Consider the following 23532-nt stretch of genomic DNA (forward strand, 5'->3'; position numbering starts at 1 on the left):
CAGTATAGTTCAACCTTAGCAGTATCTTGGGCTAAGCATAAATATTGGTTTTAGAGTTTAGTTTAAGTCTAGAAACCGTTCTGGAAAGTCACTAAAAACACCATCGATACCTTTAAGAGTAAGGAGCATGTTGGGGTCGTTGACCGTATAGCACCACACTTGATAGCCAGCAGACTGCAACGCTTTAATATCGTTTTGGGTGGTGAATCTAGCATTGAGATTACAGCTAAAGGCGTCAATATCTGCTAAAAGTTGCCAAGCCTTTTTAGTCAAGCTTTCACACAACACGCCAAGTTTGTAGCCTTTACAGTGAAGGTGGAGTTCACGCATGGTATCTTGGTTAAAACTGGACAGTAAAATGGCATCTTTGCTCAAAGAAGAACGCTCTAGTAAATCCTTTAATGTCTGCACTACCTTGGTGACATCTTGGGAGTCGAGCTTTACTTCTATATTGATAGACAAGTTGTGTTGCTCTGCAATAACAAGGAGTTCTTCTAGTGTCATAATTGACTCGCCTTGGAATTGGGAGTCAAACCAGTGACCAAAATCAAATTGCCTCAGCTCAGTGAGAGTGTGGTTGTCCACTCGTCCTTTACCATTGCTACAACGGTTGATGGTATGGTCGTGACAGACAACCAATACATCGTCTTTGGTTGGTTGAACATCTACTTCGATCCATTGGAGCCCAAGCTCAATGGCAGCCAATACGCTGCTTTTGGTGTTTTCTGGATAATGTCCCGCGACACCGCGATGACCGACGACTACTGGCTTCATATTCGTTCCTTGACGGTTGTTATTTACTACTTACACTCAGTTAATAGCACGTGACTAATCATAGCTAAATCGGAGATTTTTTCAGTGGTTTGATCGACGAATAGCCGAGATACTTCCGACAATTTGCCACTAACAACAGGGGCATAGCGACCCAGTTTGCTTTTGTCTGCCACCAGCCAACACTGTTCACTCTGTTCGATAATTGCACGGGTCAAACTGGATTCCTCTGGGGTAAAATCGAGAAGTTGACCTTGAGAACCTAACCCCCCAACGCCAAAGATGCCAATCTTGATGTTAAATTGACGATAAAACTGAGTCGCGGATTCGCCAACCGTATCTTCATCGGAGGAACGAACAGCCCCACCAGCAAGGTGTATGGAAATGTTAGGATTGCGGCTTAAAGTCAGGGCAGCGTTAATGTTGTTAGTGACGACAGTCAAACCGGGATGGTCTAACAGTGCTTGCGCCACCTGTTTAGGCGTGGTGCCAATGCCGAGAAACACACTAGTCCCTTCTTGCAAGTTCTCAACGACTTTCTTAGCAATGCTTCGTTTAGCGGAAATGTTTTGAACGTCTCTATTTGAAAACGAAACGTTGTCGTTAGCACTAGGTAGGCAAATGCCACCATGAACGCGCTTTACAATTCCTCTATCACTTAGCTCATTCATATCTTTTCGAATGGTTTGCACCGAAACCTGAAACTTTTCGGAAAGCAGTGAGCTAGATAGAACCCCCTGGAACTGTTGCAAGTAACCGTATATTTCTTTTTGGCGAGTAGATAAGGGCACAATATTTCCTATGCGATTTCTGCTTGTTGCTGAAAAGGTTGAGGGGCAATTCGATTACCCTGTTCATCAAACAAGTGGAAGTTTTGCCTATTGATATACAGATGGATCTTATCTTTATCATCAAATCCCATCTCTGGAGTGACCGCAATAAATTGTTCGCCCGCGACTCTACCGTGCACCAGTTGATTAGCGCCCAGAGTTTCAATAACTGAAAGTGTTAACTCGACACACAGGTTGCAATCATCTCTTTTAACTTCAGCGTGCTCTGGTCTAACTCCTAGAGTTACTTTACTCGATTTCAAATGGCTAAATTCGGCTAGATAAATCTGCTGAGAACCAAATTCAACGTAACCCTCGTCAATCGTCGCTGGAATAAAATTCATAGCAGGGCTACCAATAAAGCTTGCAACAAAAGTACTTGCTGGCTGGTGGTATACCTGAGAGGGAGAACCAACTTGTTCAATTACACCTTGATTCAATACCACTATTCTATCTGCTAGAGTCATGGCTTCTACTTGGTCGTGAGTAACATAGATGCTGGTTACACCTAACTCTCGTTGTAACTTTTTAATTTCTAAGCGCATATGAGCGCGTAACGCGGCATCCAAATTGGATAAGGGTTCGTCAAAAAGGAATAGTTGAGGTTCTCTAACAATGGCGCGCCCCATGGCGACACGCTGACGCTGCCCGCCCGAGAGTTTGGCTGGTTTGCGTTCAAGATACTCTTCGATCTTTAGTGTTTTAGCGACGCTTTCAATGCGTTCCTGTATGAGTTTTTTATCGATGCCACGGTTCTTGAGACCGTATGCCAAGTTGTCATAAACCGACATATGTGGATACAAAGCGTAGTTTTGGAACACCATAGCGATGTCTCTTTGAGCTGGTTTTACTTTATCGACGCGTCGCGCGCCTAAATGTATTTCTCCTTGAGTGATGGTTTCTAAACCAGCAATACTTCTTAGAATAGACGACTTCCCACATCCAGAAGGGCCCACTAATACAACGAACTCACCTTTGTCGATTTCAAGGTCGACTCCCTTTACCGCTTGATGACCATTTTCGTAAGTTTTCACCACTTGTTTGAGGGACAACATAACGCCTTCCTTTTTAGATGAGTTTTGGATATCACTATTAAATAGGGCTAATTTACTTTTCACTTTCTACTAAACCTTTTACAAACCAGCGTTGAAATAGGACTACAACGAGAACGGGGGGAAGCATGGCAAGAATCACCATGGCAAATGCATAGTCATAACGGGGACTCGCACTTTCATTAATATTGTTAAGGATCTGTTTGATGCCCATAACTATGGTGTTGTAACTCTCATCAGTGGTCATCATGATTGGCCATAGGTATTGGTTCCATCCGACAACAAACATAATAATAAATATCGCTGCCATCATGGTTTTAGATAGTGGCACCAAAATGTCGATAAAGAATCGAACTGGACCGGCGTTATCTAGCTGGGCTGCTTCTAACAGTTCGTCGGGGATGGTTTTAAAAAACTGACGGAAAAAAAAGGTGGCGGTTGCCGAGGCGATTAGTGGCAAGATGAGCCTGTATAACTGTTCAGCAATCCAAATCCGGATACAACTTCATAAGAGGGAATAATCCTTACTTCGAGCGGCAATAGTAGGGTGACAAATATAAGCCAAAACCAAACACTCGCGTAAGGTAGACGAAAAAAAACTAAGGCGTAAGCCGCCATTAGCGAAATAACAATTTTGCCTATTGAAAAGCCAAACCCCATAATTAATGAGTTCACTATCATGGTTCTTGCGGTCACATCTCCGATAAAGCCTTGGGATTTATTCCAAGCTTCTACGTAGATATCGGTGATATTCGCACTAGGTAACCACTGTAATCCGTTACTGACTAAGGTGTTTGGAGTATGAGTTGAACTGGCAAATATCAGCCAAATTGGTACCAACATAAACAGAGCACCAATAATCAAGATGAGATGGTCGGTGATTCGATTAGATTTCATGGTCATTCCTAGTAATGGACGCGCTTTTCAACAAAACGAAATTGAACAAACGTCAGCAGCAAAACCAACAAAAGCAATATGACTGATTGGGCCGAGCTACCGCCTAAATCCGCTCCGACAAAGCCGTCGCGAAACACCTTGTAAACCATTGAGGTAGTGCTCCCACCGGGGCCTCCAGAAGTCATAGTGTCTATCACGCCAAAGGTTTCAAAGAAGGCGTAGGTTAGATTTATGACGAGCAAGAAAAATCCGGTAGGGGCTAACAAAGGAAAGGTGATAGTCCAGAAACGACGTCGGTCACTAACACAATCCAGCATGGCTGCTTCTTTTACAGAATGAGAAATTGATTGAAGCCCAGCGAGAAAATAGACAAAGTTGACCGAGATCTGCTTCCATACCGAAACTAAAGTAATGGCAAAAACGGCATCTAGGGGATCGGTTTGAAAACTAAACTGCCAACCCAAAGTTGCAAACATTTCGCTAACCACACCGATATGGGGATTAAACATAAATCCACCAATGATGCCAGCAACGGCTGGCGCAACAGCATATACCCATGTCAAAGTAACCTTATAGGCGCTTTGACCTCGAATGATGCTATCTGCTTTTACGGCAAGCAATAAAGCAAAGGCGAGTGATAAAAAAGAGACAACCAATGAAAACAGTATTGTGAAGGCGACAGATTCCAAATACTCTGTCGATTCAAAAAGCATCTGATAGTTTTCAAACCAAACAAAAGTTGAAGACGTGCCCCAAGGATCTTCAAGCATAAACGAAAGATAAATTGCTTCCGCTGCTGGGTAGAAAAAGAACACTGCGATAATCACTAGCTGAGGCGCAAGTAATAAATACGGCAGGGGAGTGTGTAAAAATTGTTGACGACGTTCCACGAGATCTATCCAAAAATCAATAAGCGCTGCCCCAAAGAGAACAGCGCTAATAGAGAGGTTACTTAACCGTGCGAGCAAAGCGTTTTAGTAGTTTTTCACTTTCTACTTCAACTTTATCTAAGCTTTTTTCTACGCTACTGCTACCAGCAAAGATATTGTCGAACTCTCGGTGCATTACTTCACGGATTTGCGGGTAGAAACCTAGTCTATAGCCTTTGGTCCACTGGCCATCTGTCAGGCTGAGCTGTTTTACGCCGACTTCCGCATCAGGACTTTGCTGGTAGTAACCCGAATCTTTAGTGAGCTCATAAGCCGCGTTGGTGACAGGAACGTAACCAGTAGTCTTGTGCCAATACATTTGCGTTTCCGCTTTAGTCAGGTATTGGAAAAATGAAGCAACTGCTTTGTCTTCAGATGTCCCGTGCCCGCTTAATGCGAATAGAGCTGCGCCCCCGATAAAGGTATGAGTTGGTGTGGCGTTAACAGATTCCCAATAGGGTAGGTAAGTGGTTCCAAGTTCAAACTTAACGCGATTGCGTAGACCACCAAAGGAACCGGAAGAGCCCATCCACATCGCGACTTCTTGACGTTCAAAAGGCGTTTGGTTTGCGTCCCAGTCGCTACCGTAGTACTTGTAGTAACCTTTATCCGCCCACTCTTTCATCTTGTTAAAGTGCATCACCATGTCTTTGGTATTGAACATTAGCTTAGATGAGAGATCTTCGTAGCCGTTACTGCTGTTAGAGAGCGGCAGGTTGTGGCGTGATTTAAAGTTCTCAAACATTATCCAAGGCGTGTGCGACTGAGAAAAAGTAACGTAGCCTTTTCCTTTTAGCTTTTCTGCGACCTTCTCTAGTTGCTCGTAGGTTTTAGGAGCCGATACACCAGCTTTGTTGAGAATGTCTTTGTTGAAGTAGAGCACGGGGGTAGAACTGTTAAATGGCATACCAACCATTTTGCCCTTACTGTCCGCGTAAAAATTGCGCACACCCGCTAAATAGTCGTTGGCGTTAAATGAGTAGCAGCATCAACCATAATATCTTGTACTGGCTTAGCCACTCCCGGCGCGTTCATAATGGTTGCCGCCCCTGCGTCAAATACTTGTAAGATGTTTGGAGCCTCACCCGCTCGGTACGCTGCGATACCAGCCGTAAGTGTTTCAGTATAAGAACCTTGTATACTGGGGTTATCTTGTAGTCGTTTTGCGAAGCGTTGAAATCAGCAGCAATTTGGTTTACGGTTTCGCCCAATTGACCACCCATTGCATGCCACCAAGTGATTTCAGTGGCAGCAAGTGCGCCATTTGACATTGTTGCTGAAAGCATTCCAGCTATCACTAGCTTGTTCATTATTACGTTCCTTTGTTGGTTTCGAACGAGTGTTCGTTTGTTTCGTTTATCTTGGAACGCTTATGTTTCATTCAGGTGTTTAATCAATGTCAGAAAAATTAAGCTTTTGTTTACTCAATAAGAAAACTTGATGGTTAAAAAAATAGCTTTACAAAAAGCTACCAGTAACAGATTTTTTTGATTAGTATCCTTATCAAATTATTGGGCGTTGAAGGCCACCCACAGGCTATTCATCCCAGCTGAGTTTTACGTCCTATATACCCAGTAAAAACGACAATTGAGTAACCATGCCTTTAGTGAACACGGAAAGACAAGCGGCTTTAATCCTTATATTTGGCACGGTGCTGGCGTCGTTAGGATGGATTTTTTCTAAAGAAACGATTGCAGGTTTGCCACCTTTTGCATTTGTTGGTCTGCGTTTCGTTTTAGCCTCGATATTTCTCTTACCCTTCTGCTATAAAGCGCTAAAAGTGGCTAGTTGGCAGGATCTTAAAGGTGCTTCCCTCGTTGGTTGTTTGTTAGCGTTAGCCTTGATGAGTTGGATCTATGCCATCTCCATCAGTGACACATTAGGGGAAGGGGCGTTTATTCTTAGCTTGTCTATGTTGATGGTGCCGCTCATTGCGTGGGCGTTGTTTAAGCAAAGACCGCAGAGGATTTTTTGGTTTGCCCTACCTATTGCTGTATCTGGTTTAGCCTTCTTATCTTTGGGGAGTGGTTGGTCACAATCTAGCTCCCAACTTATCTTTTTGTTAAATGCGTTGATATTGGCGTTGCACTTTAATGTTAATAGTATCTACGCTAAAAAATTACCTGTTCTGTTACTGACTTGTGTGCAGTTAATGGTGACCGGATTGTTGTCCCTTGTGGCCTCTTTACTATTTGAAACATTTCCTCAACAGGTAGAGTTGAATATATGGGGGTGGTTTGCCGCTAGTACCGTTTTAGCCACTGCGCTTCGCTATGTTATGCAAACGACAGGTCAAAAAGGGTTAACACCGGGTAACGCGGCATTGATTATGATCCTAGAGCCGGTATGGACAGTTTTTTTGAGCATCATATGGTACGCCGAGGCGCTTACCACAAATAAAGTTGTCGGTTGTTCTCTTATTTTGTTCTCTCTTATCTTGTACAGAACGAACGGGAAACTTGCCAGACTAACGAACAAAGAATAGTCAATGAGAAGAGTTACATCTCGTTAATCTTAACTGAACTAGTTGTTATCACTAAATTACATTGTCAACGCGATATGATATTAGCCAAAAGCGGATTGTATTGAGTACAATTGTAGTGATTAAAGAAAGAATGTTTCAGGAAGAATAAAATGAAGATTGGTGTTATTGGAGCTGGCGCTGTTGGCGTAGGCGTTTGCAACTACCTTCTAACAATGGGAAGTGTAAGTGAACTCGTTTTATTAGATCAAAATCTAGAGCGAGCCGAAGGTGAGATGTTCGACTTCAGACATACAGCTTCTCTGACTTTTTCTAAGAACACCCGCCTAGTGCCAACTGATGATTACCTTTCTCTCATCGAAGCAAATATTGTCGTGATCACTGCTGGTGCGCAGATTAAACAGGGGCAATCTAGAACCGATCTCGCAGAAATAAACAGCAAAATCGGTGTCGAGATAGCCAAAAATATTGAGCGAGTAGCACCCAATGCGATTTTGATTGTGGTGAGTAACCCATGTGATTTAGTCTCGCACTTTATTGTGAAAAATACCCAATTTCCTGCAAAACGAGTTATCAGTAGCGGATGTGTAATAGACACCGCTCGTCTAATGTCGATTGTCGCTAACAGAGTAAACTTAGACCCAAAAAATATTTTCGGGTATGTACTTGGCGAGCACGGTAGCCACTGCTTTACACCAAAGAGCCTCATCTCGATAGCTGGTCAACCTGCGGACTACTATTGTGATAATCACCATATAGAAAGAATTAATGCCGATGAGCTGTTGGAGTCAGTCAAGCAGGCGGGCTTTGAAATCTTTAAGCGCAAGCAAAACACCACTCACGGTATCTCAGCAAGTGTATTTCGAATTATTCAGTCAATTGCAATAAACGAGCGGTCGGTGTTACCAATCGCCACTCTAATTGATGGTCACTACGGGCTCTCTGACGTGGTTATGAGCCTGCCGACTATTGTTGGTAAGCACGGTGCAGAGGAAGTTCTGAACCACCCATTTACAGAACAAGAACTTGCGCAACTCAAAGAGATCGCAAATGAGGTCAGTAAGGTAGTTAAAAGTGTGGGTAAGGCGACAGGTCTTAAATACTAAATTACAACATGTTTTGAAAGCCCGATGATGCTCTTAAGTTCTCGGGCTATCAAATTCGTCGCCCTAATCCTTCACTATCAAATCTACAATTTGCAATGCCAATTTTCTTGAATCGCCATGATCGCTGTTGGTCAACACCGAAATATAGGAATCATGCTTTGGAAGGTATAGAGCAAAGGCATTAAAACCGATCATGCCGCCACTGTGTGAAATCATATCTTCATCATTGTATGGTGTTAAGTTCAGCCCATAGCCGTATGTCTCAATTGATTGGTCATTTAAAACCGTATTTTGCGTCATTAGATTGTATGACGACTTGGACACAACTTCTCCGTGTGTAAGATCCATTGTCCAATTAATGATATCTTCGGCAGTAGAGCACAGTGCTCCTGCAGAAAAGGGTTGGGTCATGCTAGCAAGGTCAGCGTTGTGTAATTTCTCATCTTTTAACGTGTACCCTGATGCGCGATTGTTGACGATTTTGCTGTCGTTACACAGTGCAGTATTCACCAAACCAAGAGGTTCAGAAAATTCCTCTTGAATATATTGAGCATAGCTTTTACCCGATACTGATTCGATAATCATTCCAAGTAAATAGTAACCAGAGTTGTTATAAGCGAACTCCTGTCCTGGGGTAAAATCAAGTTCTTTGTCTTTAAAGTAGTCAAGCATTTCTTGGTGGGAGTGATCTTTTCTTAAGTGCTTCCAAAAAGTATCCCCTAAATCGGTATAACTCGGGATCCCAGACGTATGGTTTAGAAGATGTTTTACCGTTACCAGTGAACTTGTAGAAGGGTAATCTTTAAGATAGGTTTTGATTGGCGAATCAAGGTCGATTTTTCCTTCTTCAGCTAACTTAAGGATGCCAGCAGCGGTAAACTGTTTGGTAAGAGAACCAACTCTAAATATAGTTTTATTCGTAGTTTTTACGTTATGTTCAACTTCAGCCAGACCAAATCCCTTATTCACTATAACGTTAAAATCCTTTACTACTGTAACTGCAACACCCGGACTAGGGTCCGAGTTGAGGAACGTTTCAGATAACCGTTCTATTTCAGTAGATAGATTTGAGTCATTTGCAAGCGTGAAAGGTGAGGTCGCAATAAGACTCACAACTAACGCTAGCTTTTTAGTTCGGTTTGTTGCTGATAGATTTTCCATTGTTACGTCCATAGTTTAGTAAAAAACGCGGATTCAAAAGGCAAAACCAATCTATCAAATTAGAAAGACCAATTAGGTAACTATTTGTAATTACAATGTAATTCTTACCTTACAGGTGATGTTAAAATGTGAGCAAACTGAGCGTCTGCTAGAAAAGAATGAGTGTCTTTTTTGAAAATGTAGCGGTGATTTTCACCAAGTTCATAGTGGAGAAGAAAAGGCGATATGGCCACCTATTGGGGAAGGTCGGTAGTAACAGATGGCCATATCTAAATCTACACTCGAATATCCACTTTCCACGGTGGTTCCAAGCGATTTTTTCCTGCCCAGTACAACTTAATGTTGTTACCAGACGGGTCAGTTAATTTTGCTTCACGCCAAAGGTAAGGGTGATCAGTAGGATCCTGTTCGAACTGAATACCGACTTTTTTTAATCGTGTTACCCAAGCGTCTAGATGCTCGTGCTCAAAATATAGGGTGGATGCATTGGCCGCTTTAGCGGGCTCTAAAACTAAACAGAAAGTGGCATCACCTTGTGGGCATGCAAAACGCGCATAATGTGCGGTTTCGACGATTTGTATAAAACCAAGCGTTAAGTAAAACTCGCAGGCTTCTTCCATATCTTTAACGGGTATTGAAACTTGATTAAGATTCATAACGCTCCCTACGTACATGCCTTTTATAGAAACGGTGTTCGATTGCCGTCTATATTTATCGTCTCTGATTGAATAGCTGTTAGAATAGTGAGTAACGGCGTGACCATCTATACACAAAGTTGGACAGTTTGTGACAAACTATATGCTTATCGTATGGCTTCGGCGGTAAGGCAAGGAGATTTGGAGGGCGGAGTTGTGTTTAATTTTAAATTAAGCCGCTAGATTGCTGGTGATAAGCAATCTAGACTAATGCTATAACGCCTTATACATAATAAGTGTATCGACGTATTGACCATCTTTAAGACAGTATCCGTTCGGAGTCCTTCCCGTTGTGCTGAACCCCATCTTTTGCCAAAGTTTGATGGCAATTTCATTTGTCGATACTACGGAATTAAACTGGATGGCTTTAAACCCGAGTTGTATTGCCCGCTGTTGGGAATGTTCACAAAGGCTTTTGCAATCCCTCGACCGCGTGCCCTCTCAGTAACCATGTAACCGCAGTTTCCGATGTGGTTCCCTGGGCCCATAGCATTTGGTTTTAGGTAGTAACTGCCTAACACCTCATCGTGTTCAATATAGACATAGCACTCTAAACTGTTTTTAACCCAAATATTGTAAGCACCTTGTTTATCTAGAGCACAATCGAATGCAAAGGTTTGTTGTAATTCAACTGTTTTTTGGAAAGTAGGCCAGAACTGTTCAAAATAGGCTGGCGTTATTGGCAATATCATAGTTCAGCAAAACGTAATTTAACGAATAAACTCAGACTATCAGTGGCGAATTAAGACTGCATTAACAATCGTTAAGTGCGGGGTGGGATCAGCGGCCTTTTTACATAACAAAGGGGTCGCTTGCTGGAAACAAGCGACCCCTTTGAAGTTAAGACTTAATATCTGTTTAAGTTTGATTCACATGCGTGGCAGCAAAATCCAGCACGCCAGACTAAGCGCTTTTTAGTTTGCATGCTTTCTAACACTTCCTCACCCGACAACTGTGGGAAGGCGTGTTTTACAACCGCACCTTCATGAGTTTTGTCCATCTCATAAGCGCGAACGTGAGTGAAAGTACTCTTCAAGTTATTTGACAGCATAGATTTAGAAAGGCAAATGCCAAAGACGTCTCTTTTCATTGTTAATCCCTTAAGTAGAAACAGACACCGTGTAATATTTGTTATTTGTGTCCTTGTTCTAATTCCACATTCTCTCTGTGTGCCTAATAATTATACAGCCATTCTGCATTTATAGCGCAAAAAACAACCTAAAAGTCTTGTGAGTAATCTCATCAAATCAAATGCAAATGTTGACATGTATAACAATTACGCAATGTTAAAACGAAAAGTAATTAACAATGATGATTTGATAACCAAACGTTACGTTAGCCATTAACGGCTTTCACAGTTTGTGTACCGTGAAGTCGTACCAGAGAACATTCAGTGTTAGCCTCTATACGGTAGAGGATATAAATATGACATGGACGAGTATCAGCTTTCGCAAACGAATGCTGATCATAATGACCTTATCGGGTCTGATTGAGTTGTTAATACTAGTTTTGGCTGGTTTTTTATACGTAAAAGACGCTCAAGAAAAAGAGATGGGACAAAAAGCGCTTGGTGTTGCGACTTTTCTTTCACAAAGCCCTTCGGTTATTAGGCTTGTCGAAGAAAATGGCACTGGTGTCTATCAAGAGCGTTTTCGCAACCTAACTGAAATGATTGGTGCGGCTTTTATCGTTATCGGTGACAAAGATGGCATTAGATTGGTGCACCCAGTGGATGAGCGCATTGGTAAGCCTATGGAAGGTGGGGACAATGATCGAGCGCTGATAGACGGTGAAGCGTATATCTCATTTGCAAAAGGTTCATTAGGGCCATCTGTACGCGGTAAAACGGCGATATTTGATGCGAATGGGAACATCATTGGCGTTGTTTCCGTAGGTTATTTAATTGATCGACTGCAAGATAGGGTCGAGCCATTTCTCGCTTACTTAATTGCAATGGCACTACTCGTTGTGGTGGCAAACGCTGTTGTTTCCAGCTATGCATCGAGAAGGTTCCAAAAAGCGATACTAGGATTTGAGCCCGAAGAGATTGGTCGTCTCTATGTTGAAATGGATGTCACTCTAGAAACCTTAAAAGAGGGCATTTTAAGTATCGACGGGACTGGAAGGTTAAGATCGATAAACAAAAGTGCATGCACTATTTTGGGTTTAGACAAGCAAAGCTGCATTAATCAGCCATTAAACAAAGTTCTACCTGAAAGCGATCTGCAAACAGTGTTGCAAACGGGTAGAACAGACCACGATATCAACCTCTATTTAAACGGACAAAGATTGATAGCAAACCGAAGTCCAATTGTGTTGGAAGGAAAAGTAGTTGGAGCGGTATCGAGTTTTCGATTGAGAGATGAGTTGAACGAACTCACTGAGCAGCTTGCAAAGACTCGTGAATATGCGGAAATGTTGCGCTCTCAAACTCATGAACATCGGAACAAACTCAATACGATCAGCGGTATGTTGCAAATGGGTGAAGTGGATGCGGTTCAACATTTGATTGGCCAAGAAACGGCACATTATCAGTCTCTCATCGAGTTTTTGAGAGAAACAGTAAAAGAACCATTGGTTGCGGGAATGCTACTTGGTAAAACAGAGCGCGCTCGTGAGCTCGGTTTACAAATCGTAGTAGAAGAAGGTTCGCGACTGCTGCCATTACCAAATCGAATAAACGGTGAAGACATAGTCACCATACTGGGTAACTTAATTGACAACGCCTTTGACGCGACGCGATCAGCCATGGACCATGAGAGAGGATTATCCAGTGAACGAAAAATCATTGAAGTGTCGCTTACGGATTATGGCAATGAACTGATACTAGAAGTGGTTGACCAAGGTTGTGGTTTACCGCAGCAGTTTTCAGCCTCAGAGTTAACCCTAAGGGGCGTCTCAAGCAAGGACAGTGAGACACGCGGAGTAGGGTTGTATTTGGTTAACGAGTTAGCGACCCGCTACCAAGGCAGTTTCGAAATCGTAAACAATAAAACACATGGAGTCAGAACGACAGTGTATCTACCCAAGGAAGAGCAATAATGAAAGTGGTTACAAGAGTGATGATTATTGAAGATGACATTGGCATCGCTCAACTACATCAAAAATACTTAGAACAGTTGGAAAATTTTGAAGTCGTCGCGATAGCAACGACAAAAGCTGAAGCAGAACTTCAACTAGAGATTTTTCATCCAGATCTAGTGCTTCTTGATGTATACCTTCCCGATGGTACTGGGCTAGAAATACTCCAACAAATGCGTGTTAACAACCTCAGTAGTGATGTTATCTTGATCACAGCGGATAGAGATGTTGATACGTTACAGCAAGCAATGCGGGGAGGGGTAGTCGATTACCTACTCAAACCAATCGTTTTTCCAAGACTAGAAGCGTCGCTAAAAAAATATGTACAACAAAAACAACAACTGATCGTTGCGCAAGATTTGGATCAAAACTTAGTCGATAAAATGTTGTTATCCAACGCCAATGAAAACAAGGTTTCGCGCTTACCGAAGGGAATCGATGCGGTCACACTAGACAAAATACGAGCGCTATTTGAGCAGGAAATCAGTTTGAGTGCTGACGATGCCGGAGAGCGAATAGGAGCAAGTCGAACGACTGCGCGACGCTATCTAGAGTACCTAATCACTACTGGAGAATTAGAAGCGGATCTGAATTACGGTACGGTGGGGAGGCCAGAGCGCTGTTACAAGCGAGTAACCCGCTAACTAAACTAGACGAACAAGCAGACACTGCCTACAGTTTAATCATAAAATTGTGAATAAACTGTAGGGGGGAGTATGCATCTGTTCAATTTTGCACTGATGTTAATGGCTTCTTCTTTGCACGCCACACAACTGAACTCTTTAAACTATCTTACCGAAGAATATCCTCCCTATAACTATACGCTTGAATCAAAGCCGTCCGGCATTTCCGTTAAGCTATTAGTGGCCGCGACTGAGTTAGCAAACTCTCCAATAGAACTGTCTGATATTCGATTCCAACCTTGGGCGAGGGCCTATCGTTCAGCACTAGTCAGAGAGGACACGGTTTTGTTTTCCACGACGCGAACCGATCTCAGGGAGCACTTGTTTCAATGGGTTGGACCAATCATTGAGACGCGAGTCGTGATCTTGGCTAAACGCACGTCGCATATAGTAATCAGTTCACCAATGGAGCTGGCTCAGTATCGCATCGGCGTGATTCGCGATGATGTGGGCGAGCAGATTCTTAGTCAGCTAGGTGTACCGAGGAACTCGTTGCAAGAGAGTTCACACGCAAAAACGTTAGCAAAGCAAATTCAAAAAGGGCGCATTGATTTGTGGGCGTATGAAGAGAGGGTCGCGCGCTGGTGGATCAAAGAGGCAGGGTATAATCCGGACGACTATGAAGCTGTTTATGTTTTAGAGCAGGGAGAGCTTTACTACGCGTTCAACATTAATGCCAATAAAGAGTTAGTAGCAGCGCTTCAGAAAGCGATTGATGAGTTAAAATACGAAGTTAATAGTGACGGTGTAACATACTATGAGCAAATACTTGGCGAATATTAGTGCATTGATTCGTTGTTTGGGTTGTCTGATACTATTTTTCATAGCGAGTGTTTCCATTTCAGCTCATGCCGAATCTTCTATAACGTTGACTTTACCCTCCCAACTGGACAATGGGCATCGTTACTATCACGAAATCCTAAAAGCGGCATTAAAAGCAAAAGGGGTCAAACTCAACATTCAAATCCCCGCAGAGCACACGCCTCAAAAACGTGTACAGAAAATGGTTCAAAACGGGTCACTTTCGTTAACGTGGATGATATCTACGCCAGAAAGAGACCGTAAATACAATCCAATAGACATTCCACTTACCAATGGGTTAATTGGAAAACGCATACTCTTGATCCCGCCTGAACTACAAACGCGCTTTGATGCTATCAGATCATTAAAACAGTTGCAGGATTCGGGCTTAGCTGCAGGTTTGGGCCTAAATTGGTTTGACGTGAACGTATGGAAAAGCAATCACTTAAAGTTCTACGGTGTTGATGGTGAGTGGCGCGCGATATACGACATGTTAACGGCCAATGGAGATCTAAACTACTTTCCAAGAGGTATGACTGAGGTCGTGCAAGAAAGTAGGCTAAATCCACACCTTGCAATAGAGAAAAACTTACTACTTGTCTACGAAAAGGATTTTAAGTTTTACCTTGGGCCGAGTGCAGTAGAACACAGAGAATTACTGGAGAATGCACTTCGCGATGCGCGTAAAAGTGGTTTGATGGACTCAATAATTAAGAAGTATTGGCAGCACACTTTTAACACTATTCAGCCTGAAAATCGCACCGTGATTCGCTTAAAACTCCCTGACAATGGACACTAGTCACGCATTGAACCTTTATCCATGGATAGTTCTTGAAACTAGCAAAGGGCTGTTCATACTCCAAAATAAGCGCAACATACTGAATTAGTGATTTTTGTTGGCAGCTAAACTCAGTATAATTTAGTGATCAAACATAATGGAACAGGTTCTCAATGGAAAGCGTAATCATAGTCCTACTGTTGTTGATAGGTTTTTTCTTTGTGGTGCATCAGCGCTATGGTCAACAAGAAGTACTTAAAGACAGCGATTACAAAAAGAAGGGCGCGCTTCTAAATGCTCAAGAGAGTATTTTCTATCAAGCACTGCTCTCGGCCTTAGGTCAAAATGGTGTAGTGCTATGTAAGGTGAACATGTCAAACGTACTGGCGCCAGTATCGACCAATAAGAAGAAATGGTTTATAGCCAACAATCGTATTAACAAGAGTTATTTCGATTTTGTTATCTGTGACTCACGTACACTGGAGCCTAGAGTCGTTCTAGAAATGGACGACGGAAAGCCACTAAACAAAGGCAAGATTGATAGACAAAAATTGGTGCTGCACGTGTGTAAAAGTGCGGGAGTCCCACTCATCGGTGCTAATGTCAAACTCAGTTACCAAGTGAGTAAGCTAAAACGCCTTCTTGCGACCCACATCGATTTAATTGAAGTGGACAAAGAAGTCAGGTTCTGCAAAAAGTGCGGTAGTCCTATGGTGGTTAAGATTGCGACGCAGGGTGACTACAAAGGTCGAAGGTTCTTTACTTGTAGCCGTCAACCGACTTGTACGTACACGGAAAACTACAATGTCGTGTTTGGAGATGAGGACGACGTTGAGCCTAGTGGCGGAATTTAAAAAGCTTGTTCCTCAGCTTGGTAGACTTTGACTTGGTTACGACCGTTCTTTTTCGCTTTATAAAGTTCTTGGTCGGCGATCTTTAAAACGCCGTCCAAATCATCAAACTGATCACACTGATATACGCCTATACTTGCGGTGAGTGAAATAGCGTCTCATCTTCATAAAACCGGTAATGCTCAATGGCGTATCGGATTTGCTCAGCTTTTTGCTTGGCCGCTTTTTGCGTCGTATTGTGTAAGGCAATGCAAAATTCTTCACCACCAATTCGATAGACAAGGTGCTCATCAGAATGCGCATCGAGCAGGGCTGCCGCTTGAATCAAAACCTTGTCACCAGTGTCGTGACCAAATTGATCGTTGACCTGTTTAAAATGGTCCAAGTCGAGTATTAAAAGGGATAAAGGAACTTGCTGACTCTCTTTTCTATAGCTTTCGAAGTTGTGAATCAAAGCGTGGCGATTATAGACACCCGTTAACGCATCTCTAGACGCAAGTTGGCCTAACGATGCCTCGGAGGTGCGACGTTTGACCTCATAGACGTGTGTGATGACCCATATAAAACCAAAGCAGAGAGCAAAGTTTATCGGTAATACGATTGGAGAAGGTTCTAAGTAAAGGGCTTTTACACCGACAATAGACAAGAGAAGGACATACATAAACACGGTAGAAAACAGACCGTTTCGCTTACCCAAAATCAGATAAAACATGATAGGGGTCAGGCACCCCCATATATAAATCCCATAGTCGAGAGGATGAGTTAAGGTTGCTAGCGATACCAACAAAATGATGTGGTAAATGTAGATATTGGTAATGGTGCGGGAGTAACGACCGCGAACCGCGCGTTTGTATATAAACAGCGATAAGACGGCAAAGGAACCTTCAACGTAAGCCAACAAGTGAAAGTCGTGAACGAGAAAATTAGTGATGGCAAACAAGGCCGATATGCAGCCGAGTAGGCTGCTCAGCGATATCAACGCAGAGCGGCGCAACTGTTTTGAAGGATTAAATAAATCCAACTCCATCTTAAGCCTTTTAACCTATGCCACTTATTGTCTATTTGGAATGATTCGCTATTTAATGTTTTTGATCAACAGGAAACTTGAACCAATATCAAAATTTTGCGATCTAATATAAACCTTTGTTTGAACTCATATATCTAGCTTGATCACAAATTCGATTTATCTTATTGATTGGTTAATCGCGTAGTTTTTGCTAAATCGTCCCTTTGAAGCCTAGACGGTGCAGGGGTTTAAACCTAAAGTTAGAACATGGGAATTTGGGATAAGGCACAAAAGCCCATCTTCTAGAATGAAACGGTTGAGATTTTCTCTAATCCAAGGCAAAGAACCTTAGTTAAATTATTGATACTATATGCCTATGTGTTCAACAATAGTTTGCGGGGAAAAGCTCTTAGTGCTTTTCGTTACAGGTAAACTGATTAGTAGTGAGATGTATGAGCAATTCTACAAGTACAATTTTAACCGAAAGCGGCACCAATGAACTTGAGATTATCGAGTTTCACCTAGAAAAGCAGCTTCCTGGAGGTGGTAGTAAGACCTGTTACTACGGCATTAACGTCGCCAAAGTTCGCGAGGTTATACAAGTCCCTGAAACAACAGATTACCCAAACGCTCAGCCACATATGGTTGGGGTTTTTTCTTCTCGTGATATTTTGACTCCACTCGTTGATCTTGCTGGCTGGCTAGGTATCCCGACAAATCCAAACAAAGAAAAGAACTTTGTTATCGTTACGGACTTCAACCGTATGACTAATGGTTTTTTGATCGATAGCATTAGCCGTATACACCGAATTTCGTGGAACGATGTGGAATCACCTAGCCAATTTTTGGAAGCGGGTGAACAAGATTGTGTGGTCGCTGTCGTGCGAAAAGATGGCAATCTGATTATGATTTTGGACTTTGAAAAGATCATTGCCGATATCAACCCAGAGCTGAGTATGGAGAAATACGACGTTAAGGTTGACCGCTCGGTAGACCTAAATCAAACCATGGTAACTAAGCGCAATGCGAAGACAGTATTGGTAGTGGATGATTCGGCGTTTATTCGTAGCTTAATTCAAGATACATTGAGTTCGGCTGGCTACAACGTTATCGCGTGTAAAGATGGCGGCGAAGCGCATGAGAAGCTACAAGAAATTGCCGAAGTAGCTAAAACCGAAAAAATGCCGGTGGCAGATTTAGTCAATGCCATTGTCACCGATGTGGAGATGCCACGCATGGATGGCATGCATTTGGTTAAGCGTTTACGAGACAGTGAAGACTACAAAACGACACCGATTGTGATGTTCTCATCACTAATGAGTGAAGACAATCGCGCAAAAGCGTTAGCTCTTGGTGCAAATGACACAATTACTAAGCCAGAGATTGGCAAATTAGTCACAATGATGGATGGCTTAGTCTTTAACGACTAATGTGTATCGTTTAATGCTATTCGTAAGGCGATTAAAGAAAAATGGTAGGCCTAGGCCTACCATTTTTCTATTTGACGCTTGATGCCTTTAGGCTAAACGTAGAAAATGCCATGTTCTAAAATAAATATTTGCTACAGTGTCACTTTATCTAAAAGGAATGGATTGTTGACTATTGGAAAACACCTAGTTGTGGGTTTGGGGCTATCGGTCACCATGTCGAGTTTGGCAAATGATGGTGAATTTGAGAAAGCGAAGAGTGCAGTCGCAGAACTTCACGCTATACAGGCTTCGAATCAAAAAAATATTGAGCAACTAGACGATGCTAACCATCGACTTCAACTGGAAATTGAAAACCTAAAGCTCAAGATCCGACAAATGCAGGTATACGAAAAGCACCTTGCAGCTTTGATAGAGAATCAAACTAAGGAACTCAGTGACAAGTCTAAGCAAATAGAGGGTATCCGTGATACTCGTGCGGGCTTGATTCCCTTGATGTACTCCATGCTTAGCCAATTGGAGGCGTTTTCAAACGATAGTCCCTTCAAAAGAGAGCTAAAAACTCAACGCCTCAAAACCCTTAACAATATGATGGTTCGCGCCGACGTCAGTGATGAAGAGAAGTATCGTAGGATCTTAGAAACTTTTCGCATCGAACTTGATTACGGCTTGAAACTCGATACGAATTATCAAACCATTTTAGTCAGCGAAAAAGAACGTCACTTGGAACTACTCTCGTTTGGGAATACTGCATTGTATGCTCGTTCACCTAACAACGAAGAATATTGGCATTGGAACCCCGTAGTTAAAAATTGGCAAGACGTAGCAACGGAGCATCACAATTCGATCGATAAGGCCTATGACATAGCATTGGGTAGTCCGCCAGAACTCCTTCTCCTTCCCGTTGTAAAAACGGAGGTGTCACAATGACGTTTCGCCTGTTTTCACTGGTGCTTCTACTCCCGCAAATTTGCTTTGCTCAAGGCATACAGGAAAGCGCACAAAACTTCGCACAAGAGGTGTTTATAGCGGAGCAGAAGAGACTCGATAAACATCAAACTTCAGCAGAATCACTGCAGGCTGAGTTACGCGCACTTGAGCAGCAATACGCGGAATTAGAGGCGCGCACAAAGTCAATGAGTGAAACCTTTACCAGTAATGAAGTCGACATTGCAGAACTTGAAAAAAAACTTAGCTTAGAAAGTGGCAGTTTGGGGGATGTATTTGCAACGGCAAAGAGCAGCGCATTGACCGTCTATGATGATCTGAGGGACAAACCATTAGCTTGGAACAAAGATAACATAGACAACTTACTGATAGGTATCAGCAAAAGTAACGGTGTTATGTCCTACCAAGAGCTCGAATCGCTTCATTTAGCTTACATTGATCTGATCAAAGCGACTAAACAATGGCGAAGTGGTCCAATTAACACCATTGATCGCGCGGGAGCCATTCAAACTGATCAAGCCTTCGCTATAGGTGCATTCGCTTTAGTCGCCCCAGAGGGAATACTCGACTTTCGAAGTGGTGAGGCCGTTACTCGTCCATTTGAGGCTAATTTTTCTGTCAACTACGAAAACTTGTCACTATCTGATGTCGGCTCGACGGTTGTTTTCCCCTTTGATCCTACCAAGGGCGAGCTATATCTACACGACATTGGCAAACTGACTCTGAGTGAACGTTTTGAAAAGGCTGGAGTAATAGGCAAAGTTATCGCTCTGCTATTTGTTGTCGGATCAATCATCTCTGTTTATCGCGGTGTTGGCCTAGCTAAAGAGCAGCGTGCAATTAATCGGCAATTGCAAAATCCCGATACAGAAAACCAAAGTGGGCTCGGTGAGCTACTTATCGCCTTTCGTTCGGAAAACCAATGGCAGCCAGAAGTATTGGAACTGCGGCTTTTAGAACTGGTGGTTGACCAGCAATCTAAGCTAGAAAAAGGCTTATCTATGCTAAAGCTTTTAGCAGCACTTGCCCCCATGCTTGGATTACTGGGTACCGTCTTGGGAATGATTGAAACCTTCCAAGCGATGACTATAACAAGCGAGCAAAGCTCAGCTATGATGGCGAGCGGCATCTCAACAGCGTTGACAACGACCGTTTTAGGTCTAATTGCCGCTATGCCCTTGTTGTTAGCCCACAACTATCTTTCTTCTCAATCTGAATCAATAAGACAGATCCTTGAGAAACAAGGATTAGCCATGGTCGCAGACGTTGCTCAGCAGGAGCAGGGTAAACGCCATGCTTGATCTTCAATTTTCGTTAAACTATCAACTCGTACACAACTGGCTTACGCAAGGTGGCATAGTGTTGTGGGTGCTTAGTGGCGCTCTGTTTATCTTTTGGTGGTTAGTTTTCGACAAGCTCTATTTTATGGCGTTTGTATTTCCTAAGTTAAAAATTGAATGGCTATCCAAATGGAATGTGCGGGAAGATAAAACCAGTTGGGCAGCAAAAGCGGCAAAGGAAGGATGGATTTGCGAAGCCGAACTTAAGCTCAATCATGGATTTTCTATTATCAAATCACTGGTAGCACTCTTTCCGATGATTGGTTTACTGGGAACGGTCACGGGAATGATTAGCGTCTTTGAAACACTGGCTTACACCACCAGTCATACGCAACTTGTACAGGGCATTTCAATGGCAACCATACCAACAATGGCCGGCATGGTTTGCGCGCTGCTTGGTATGTTTATTTACGCAAGGCTAAAGCGTTTGGCTTCGGTAAAGCATCTCAACTTTGAAAGACGATTCCGAGGTGAAGCATGAGGCTAGGGCGCAGAGAAAGGAAGGATCAGGAAGTTCAAATAGAGCTTACTCCAATGTTGGATATTGTTTTCATCATGCTGATTTTCTTTATTGTTACCACGACGTTTACCAAAGAGTCGGCGATAGAGGTTAATAAACCGCAAACCAGCCAAGCGGCTGCCGTACAACAAGAAGTTTTGACCATTAGCGTCGACAAAAACAATCTTGTCTATTTTAACAACCAGATTATCGACGTGGAATCGATTCCAAGGCTTTTGCAAACATCAAATCGCGACGTTTCCCTTTTAATCAATGCGGATCGCTTAGCCTACAACGGGACAGTAGTATCAATCATGGACAAAGCGAAGTCGGCTGGTGTCACACAAATTTCTTTGGGTACGGAGCTTAAACGATGAGAAGGCTAGTCATTGTCTTAACGCTAACCTTCATAATGACAGGCACGGTATTGCAGGTCATGGCCTCTTTAGTAGGCCAGAGTGACAGTACTGATCAGCAGAAAACGCTGGGTTATAACCTTGTACTTAATGAGATTGACTCTGAACCTGAAACGAGAACAAGACAACTCCCAGAGCGACCACCACTAGAATCGCTCAAAAAAGTTTCTAACCCTTCCATAAGGGCTAGCTCGTTAGCAAACAATGTTGGGCAGACAAAAGAAATTAGTTTGAGTGCTTTTGTAATTCCGCCTAGCAAAATTGCTGTATCGACGCCTGATTTTGGACAATGGCAATCCGAGCCAATCGAAACTGACATAGCCAACATTTCCAAAATAAGTAATAACCAACCACTTTTGCCGATCAGTAAACCTAAGCCAATATATCCAGTAGAAGCCAAACGCCGCAAAGTTGAAGGATTTGTAAAAGTAAGCTTTTCAATAGATGGCAAAGGGCATACTCGACACATCAAGGTAATAGACGCTCAGCCGCCACGCACGTTTGAACGTTCAGCAATACAAGCAGTAAGAAAGTGGCGCTACCAGCCATTGCAGATTAATGGTGTGCCAGTTGAACAGGATCCGCAAATCGTAATCGTGGAGTTTAACTTACAATGAAAGGATTAAGGCTTTTCTGCTTTACCATTCTCTTTTCTTTCCCGTTATATGCGGTGAGTGTAAGCACGAGTACAGCGAACAAACTCAACTACGCTATCAAGCTTGTAGAACAAAAGAACTATGTCAAAGCGATACAAGTTCTAGAGTCGGCAAATCCAACTCGCCGAGAAGGACAGGCTATGGTGAGTCGTATGCTGGGTATAGTGTATTGGCAGTCAAACAATATAGAGTCGGCCATTCAACATCTACATCAAGCGGTGCAAGGAGAAGTGCTTGATGAACGAACATACGGGACAGAACGTATGTTGGCAGACCTTTATTACCACAACTCCCAATTCGAACTATCGATAAAGCACTACAAGCGGTTAATTCAACTCGGTTTTAATGATGAAGAGAATAGGGAGCTGCAAATGATGTTAGCCAGCTCCATGTATCAACTAGGTAATTGGCAACAAGTTATTGATACACTGCAAATGTTTCCCTACCAACAGGGGGCACAAGACGTTACGCCACTATCCCTAATGTTTAACGCACAAATAAATGCAAAAGAGTTAACCGGAGCAATTGAAACAGCAAAAAGGATTATCGGCCATAAACCTCGCGATATTATGTGGATACGAAACGTGGTAAACCTCTACGTCGAGACAAAGCAGTATTATCCTGCGCTTGATACATTAGTCACGGCCTATGGAGTTGGGCTCAATCTACTGGAAAGTGACCTTAAGTTGATCGTGCAGCTCTATCAAGAGTTAGATTTACCTTTTGCAGCAGGACGGTTAAGCGAAGAAAGTCGAGCAAACACCTTACCGGCGTTAAAAATGGAAGCTTACTATTGGCAAGCAGCACGAGAGTGGGGGAAGGCCTCAACGGTACTCGAAAAAATGGCTGAAATGGATAACCGCTACTATTGGGACTTGGCATTAACTTACTACCGAACTGGAGACTATGTGGATTCACTTAACGCAGTGGAACAGTTGGAAGACCAATCCGAGTCTCAAGTTGTCGATCTAAAGAACAATCTCTCTCTTCTACTCAATTGAGAAACATTAGAAAAATTGCTGGTTTGTCACTCTACTGTGAATAAAAAATGGTCACTTAGACTATATCTAAACCAAACAGTCAAAAAATGCGTTGTTAACACTTGCGTCTGTTCCTGAGTCTC

At 42.8% G+C, this 23532-nt stretch carries 24 protein-coding genes and 2 pseudogenes; 14 read left to right on the forward strand and 12 right to left on the reverse strand.

What is annotated here, in order from left to right:
* Nucleotides 1-57: 57 nt before the first annotated feature.
* From BLO31_RS20670 to BLO31_RS20695, 6 genes and pseudogenes are all read right to left on the reverse strand, one after another.
* Nucleotides 58-774 (reverse strand): glycerophosphodiester phosphodiesterase family protein, encoded by a 717-nt coding sequence (locus BLO31_RS20670; RefSeq protein ID WP_070971331.1) that lies wholly within the window; start codon nt 772-774, stop codon nt 58-60.
* 26 nt (nt 775-800) lie between these two features.
* On the reverse strand, nt 801-1565 hold the full coding sequence (locus BLO31_RS20675) for a DeoR/GlpR family DNA-binding transcription regulator (RefSeq protein ID WP_139159077.1): 765 nt from the start codon (nt 1563-1565) through the stop codon (nt 801-803).
* 5 nt (nt 1566-1570) lie between these two features.
* Complete coding sequence (ugpC, locus tag BLO31_RS20680) at nt 1571-2656, reverse strand: sn-glycerol-3-phosphate ABC transporter ATP-binding protein UgpC (RefSeq protein WP_070971338.1); 1086 nt, start codon at nt 2654-2656, stop codon at nt 1571-1573.
* A gap of 52 nt (nt 2657-2708) precedes the next feature.
* Nucleotides 2709-3550 (reverse strand): annotated as a pseudogene (ugpE, locus tag BLO31_RS20685) (sn-glycerol-3-phosphate ABC transporter permease UgpE).
* Nucleotides 3551-3558: 8 nt separating this feature from the next.
* Nucleotides 3559-4440 (reverse strand): ABC transporter permease subunit, encoded by an 882-nt coding sequence (locus BLO31_RS20690; RefSeq protein ID WP_070971651.1) that lies wholly within the window; start codon nt 4438-4440, stop codon nt 3559-3561.
* A gap of 58 nt (nt 4441-4498) precedes the next feature.
* Nucleotides 4499-5789: pseudogene (locus tag BLO31_RS20695) on the reverse strand (extracellular solute-binding protein).
* A gap of 296 nt (nt 5790-6085) precedes the next feature.
* On the opposite strand from BLO31_RS20695, the gene BLO31_RS20700 reads away from it, so the two are divergent.
* Complete coding sequence (locus BLO31_RS20700) at nt 6086-6964, forward strand: DMT family transporter (protein WP_070971654.1); 879 nt, start codon at nt 6086-6088, stop codon at nt 6962-6964.
* Nucleotides 6965-7113: 149 nt separating this feature from the next.
* A complete protein-coding gene (locus tag BLO31_RS20705) occupies nt 7114-8067 on the forward strand; it encodes a lactate/malate family dehydrogenase (protein WP_070971342.1) in 954 nt (317 codons plus the stop codon).
* 63 nt (nt 8068-8130) lie between these two features.
* On the opposite strand, the gene BLO31_RS20710 is transcribed toward BLO31_RS20705, so the two are convergent.
* The 4 genes from BLO31_RS20710 to BLO31_RS20725 all read right to left on the reverse strand — a co-directional run bounded on the left by BLO31_RS20710 (nt 8131) and on the right by BLO31_RS20725 (nt 11013).
* A complete protein-coding gene (locus BLO31_RS20710) occupies nt 8131-9228 on the reverse strand; it encodes a serine hydrolase domain-containing protein (RefSeq protein ID WP_070971346.1) in 1098 nt (365 codons plus the stop codon).
* Between the two features lie 275 nt (nt 9229-9503).
* Nucleotides 9504-9884: a VOC family protein gene (locus BLO31_RS20715; protein WP_070971349.1), complete on the reverse strand. Its 381-nt coding sequence runs from the start codon at nt 9882-9884 to the stop codon at nt 9504-9506.
* Nucleotides 9885-10267: 383 nt separating this feature from the next.
* Entirely contained in the window at nt 10268-10615 is a 348-nt protein-coding gene (locus tag BLO31_RS20720) for a GNAT family N-acetyltransferase (protein WP_245688529.1), read from the reverse strand.
* Nucleotides 10616-10770: 155 nt separating this feature from the next.
* The gene (locus BLO31_RS20725) at nt 10771-11013 is read right to left on the reverse strand and encodes a hypothetical protein (protein WP_070971353.1); all 243 of its coding nucleotides are present in this window, start codon (nt 11011-11013) and stop codon (nt 10771-10773) included.
* 335 nt (nt 11014-11348) lie between these two features.
* Between BLO31_RS20725 and BLO31_RS20730 the strand changes: the two genes are divergently transcribed.
* The 5 genes from BLO31_RS20730 to BLO31_RS20750 all read left to right on the forward strand — a co-directional run bounded on the left by BLO31_RS20730 (nt 11349) and on the right by BLO31_RS20750 (nt 16120).
* On the forward strand, nt 11349-12965 hold the full coding sequence (locus tag BLO31_RS20730; protein ID WP_070971356.1) for an ATP-binding protein: 1617 nt from the start codon (nt 11349-11351) through the stop codon (nt 12963-12965).
* Nucleotides 12965-13648 (forward strand): response regulator, encoded by a 684-nt coding sequence (locus BLO31_RS20735; protein ID WP_070971358.1) that lies wholly within the window; start codon nt 12965-12967, stop codon nt 13646-13648. The genes BLO31_RS20730 and BLO31_RS20735 overlap by 1 nt, the downstream gene beginning before the upstream one ends.
* Before the next feature lie 72 nt (nt 13649-13720).
* A complete protein-coding gene (locus BLO31_RS20740; RefSeq protein ID WP_070971360.1) occupies nt 13721-14470 on the forward strand; it encodes a substrate-binding periplasmic protein in 750 nt (249 codons plus the stop codon).
* Between the two features lie 7 nt (nt 14471-14477).
* The gene (locus BLO31_RS20745; protein ID WP_425425318.1) at nt 14478-15287 is read left to right on the forward strand and encodes a hypothetical protein; all 810 of its coding nucleotides are present in this window, start codon (nt 14478-14480) and stop codon (nt 15285-15287) included.
* 152 nt (nt 15288-15439) lie between these two features.
* A complete protein-coding gene (locus BLO31_RS20750; protein ID WP_070971366.1) occupies nt 15440-16120 on the forward strand; it encodes a DUF2726 domain-containing protein in 681 nt (226 codons plus the stop codon).
* Here the strand turns inward: BLO31_RS20750 and BLO31_RS25060 are convergent.
* Both BLO31_RS25060 and BLO31_RS20755 read right to left on the reverse strand, forming a co-directional pair.
* Nucleotides 16117-16218 carry a hypothetical protein gene (locus BLO31_RS25060; RefSeq protein WP_342669000.1) on the reverse strand — a complete coding sequence of 34 codons (102 nt, stop codon included), beginning with the start codon at nt 16216-16218 and terminating at the stop codon, nt 16117-16119. The genes BLO31_RS20750 and BLO31_RS25060 overlap by 4 nt on opposite strands.
* A 29-nt stretch (nt 16219-16247) precedes the next feature.
* On the reverse strand, nt 16248-17144 hold the full coding sequence (locus BLO31_RS20755; RefSeq protein WP_342669001.1) for a GGDEF domain-containing protein: 897 nt from the start codon (nt 17142-17144) through the stop codon (nt 16248-16250).
* A 431-nt stretch (nt 17145-17575) separates the two neighbouring features.
* Between BLO31_RS20755 and BLO31_RS20760 the strand changes: the two genes are divergently transcribed.
* The 7 genes from BLO31_RS20760 to BLO31_RS20790 all read left to right on the forward strand — a co-directional run bounded on the left by BLO31_RS20760 (nt 17576) and on the right by BLO31_RS20790 (nt 23410).
* Nucleotides 17576-18553 (forward strand): chemotaxis protein CheV, encoded by a 978-nt coding sequence (locus tag BLO31_RS20760; RefSeq protein ID WP_070971369.1) that lies wholly within the window; start codon nt 17576-17578, stop codon nt 18551-18553.
* A gap of 165 nt (nt 18554-18718) precedes the next feature.
* A complete protein-coding gene (locus tag BLO31_RS20765; RefSeq protein WP_175443260.1) occupies nt 18719-19480 on the forward strand; it encodes a DUF3450 domain-containing protein in 762 nt (253 codons plus the stop codon).
* Nucleotides 19477-20799, forward strand: a complete 1323-nt coding sequence (locus BLO31_RS20770; RefSeq protein WP_070971371.1) for a MotA/TolQ/ExbB proton channel family protein — start codon at nt 19477-19479, stop codon at nt 20797-20799. The genes BLO31_RS20765 and BLO31_RS20770 overlap by 4 nt, the downstream gene beginning before the upstream one ends.
* Nucleotides 20792-21319, forward strand: a complete 528-nt coding sequence (locus BLO31_RS20775) for a MotA/TolQ/ExbB proton channel family protein (RefSeq protein WP_070971374.1) — start codon at nt 20792-20794, stop codon at nt 21317-21319. Before BLO31_RS20770 ends, BLO31_RS20775 begins: the two co-directional genes overlap by 8 nt.
* Nucleotides 21316-21714 (forward strand): ExbD/TolR family protein, encoded by a 399-nt coding sequence (locus BLO31_RS20780; protein WP_070971378.1) that lies wholly within the window; start codon nt 21316-21318, stop codon nt 21712-21714. The genes BLO31_RS20775 and BLO31_RS20780 overlap by 4 nt, the downstream gene beginning before the upstream one ends.
* Entirely contained in the window at nt 21711-22370 is a 660-nt protein-coding gene (locus tag BLO31_RS20785; RefSeq protein ID WP_070971381.1) for an energy transducer TonB, read from the forward strand. The genes BLO31_RS20780 and BLO31_RS20785 overlap by 4 nt, the downstream gene beginning before the upstream one ends.
* Nucleotides 22367-23410, forward strand: coding sequence for a tetratricopeptide repeat protein (locus BLO31_RS20790; RefSeq protein ID WP_070971385.1), 1044 nt, complete (start codon nt 22367-22369; stop codon nt 23408-23410). Before BLO31_RS20785 ends, BLO31_RS20790 begins: the two co-directional genes overlap by 4 nt.
* Nucleotides 23411-23532: the final 122 nt, after the last annotated feature.

Source organism: Vibrio sonorensis, from assembly GCF_001854765.1.
In the GTDB taxonomy this organism is placed as follows: Bacteria; Pseudomonadota; Gammaproteobacteria; order Enterobacterales; family Vibrionaceae; genus Vibrio; species Vibrio sonorensis.

What these genes read in the sequence shown, in the direction of transcription:
- ugpC (WP_070971338.1), bottom strand. Translation starts at nt 2,656, where the DNA reads ATGTTGTCCCTCAAACAAGTGGTGAAAACTTACGAAAATGGTCATCAA.
- BLO31_RS20705 (WP_070971342.1), top strand. Translation starts at nt 7,114, where the DNA reads ATGAAGATTGGTGTTATTGGAGCTGGCGCTGTTGGCGTAGGCGTTTGC.
- BLO31_RS20720 (WP_245688529.1), bottom strand. Translation starts at nt 10,615, where the DNA reads ATGATATTGCCAATAACGCCAGCCTATTTTGAACAGTTCTGGCCTACT.
- BLO31_RS20780 (WP_070971378.1), top strand. Translation starts at nt 21,316, where the DNA reads ATGAGGCTAGGGCGCAGAGAAAGGAAGGATCAGGAAGTTCAAATAGAG.
- BLO31_RS20750 (WP_070971366.1), top strand. Translation starts at nt 15,440, where the DNA reads ATGGAAAGCGTAATCATAGTCCTACTGTTGTTGATAGGTTTTTTCTTT.
- BLO31_RS20790 (WP_070971385.1), top strand. Translation starts at nt 22,367, where the DNA reads ATGAAAGGATTAAGGCTTTTCTGCTTTACCATTCTCTTTTCTTTCCCG.
- BLO31_RS20670 (WP_070971331.1), bottom strand. Translation starts at nt 774, where the DNA reads ATGAAGCCAGTAGTCGTCGGTCATCGCGGTGTCGCGGGACATTATCCA.
- BLO31_RS20710 (WP_070971346.1), bottom strand. Translation starts at nt 9,228, where the DNA reads ATGGAAAATCTATCAGCAACAAACCGAACTAAAAAGCTAGCGTTAGTT.
- BLO31_RS20740 (WP_070971360.1), top strand. Translation starts at nt 13,721, where the DNA reads ATGCATCTGTTCAATTTTGCACTGATGTTAATGGCTTCTTCTTTGCAC.
- BLO31_RS20725 (WP_070971353.1), bottom strand. Translation starts at nt 11,013, where the DNA reads ATGAAAAGAGACGTCTTTGGCATTTGCCTTTCTAAATCTATGCTGTCA.
- BLO31_RS20770 (WP_070971371.1), top strand. Translation starts at nt 19,477, where the DNA reads ATGACGTTTCGCCTGTTTTCACTGGTGCTTCTACTCCCGCAAATTTGC.
- BLO31_RS20755 (WP_342669001.1), bottom strand. Translation starts at nt 17,144, where the DNA reads ATGGAGTTGGATTTATTTAATCCTTCAAAACAGTTGCGCCGCTCTGCG.
- BLO31_RS20730 (WP_070971356.1), top strand. Translation starts at nt 11,349, where the DNA reads ATGACATGGACGAGTATCAGCTTTCGCAAACGAATGCTGATCATAATG.
- BLO31_RS20785 (WP_070971381.1), top strand. Translation starts at nt 21,711, where the DNA reads ATGAGAAGGCTAGTCATTGTCTTAACGCTAACCTTCATAATGACAGGC.
- BLO31_RS20735 (WP_070971358.1), top strand. Translation starts at nt 12,965, where the DNA reads ATGAAAGTGGTTACAAGAGTGATGATTATTGAAGATGACATTGGCATC.
- BLO31_RS20760 (WP_070971369.1), top strand. Translation starts at nt 17,576, where the DNA reads ATGAGCAATTCTACAAGTACAATTTTAACCGAAAGCGGCACCAATGAA.
- BLO31_RS20775 (WP_070971374.1), top strand. Translation starts at nt 20,792, where the DNA reads ATGCTTGATCTTCAATTTTCGTTAAACTATCAACTCGTACACAACTGG.
- BLO31_RS20715 (WP_070971349.1), bottom strand. Translation starts at nt 9,884, where the DNA reads ATGAATCTTAATCAAGTTTCAATACCCGTTAAAGATATGGAAGAAGCC.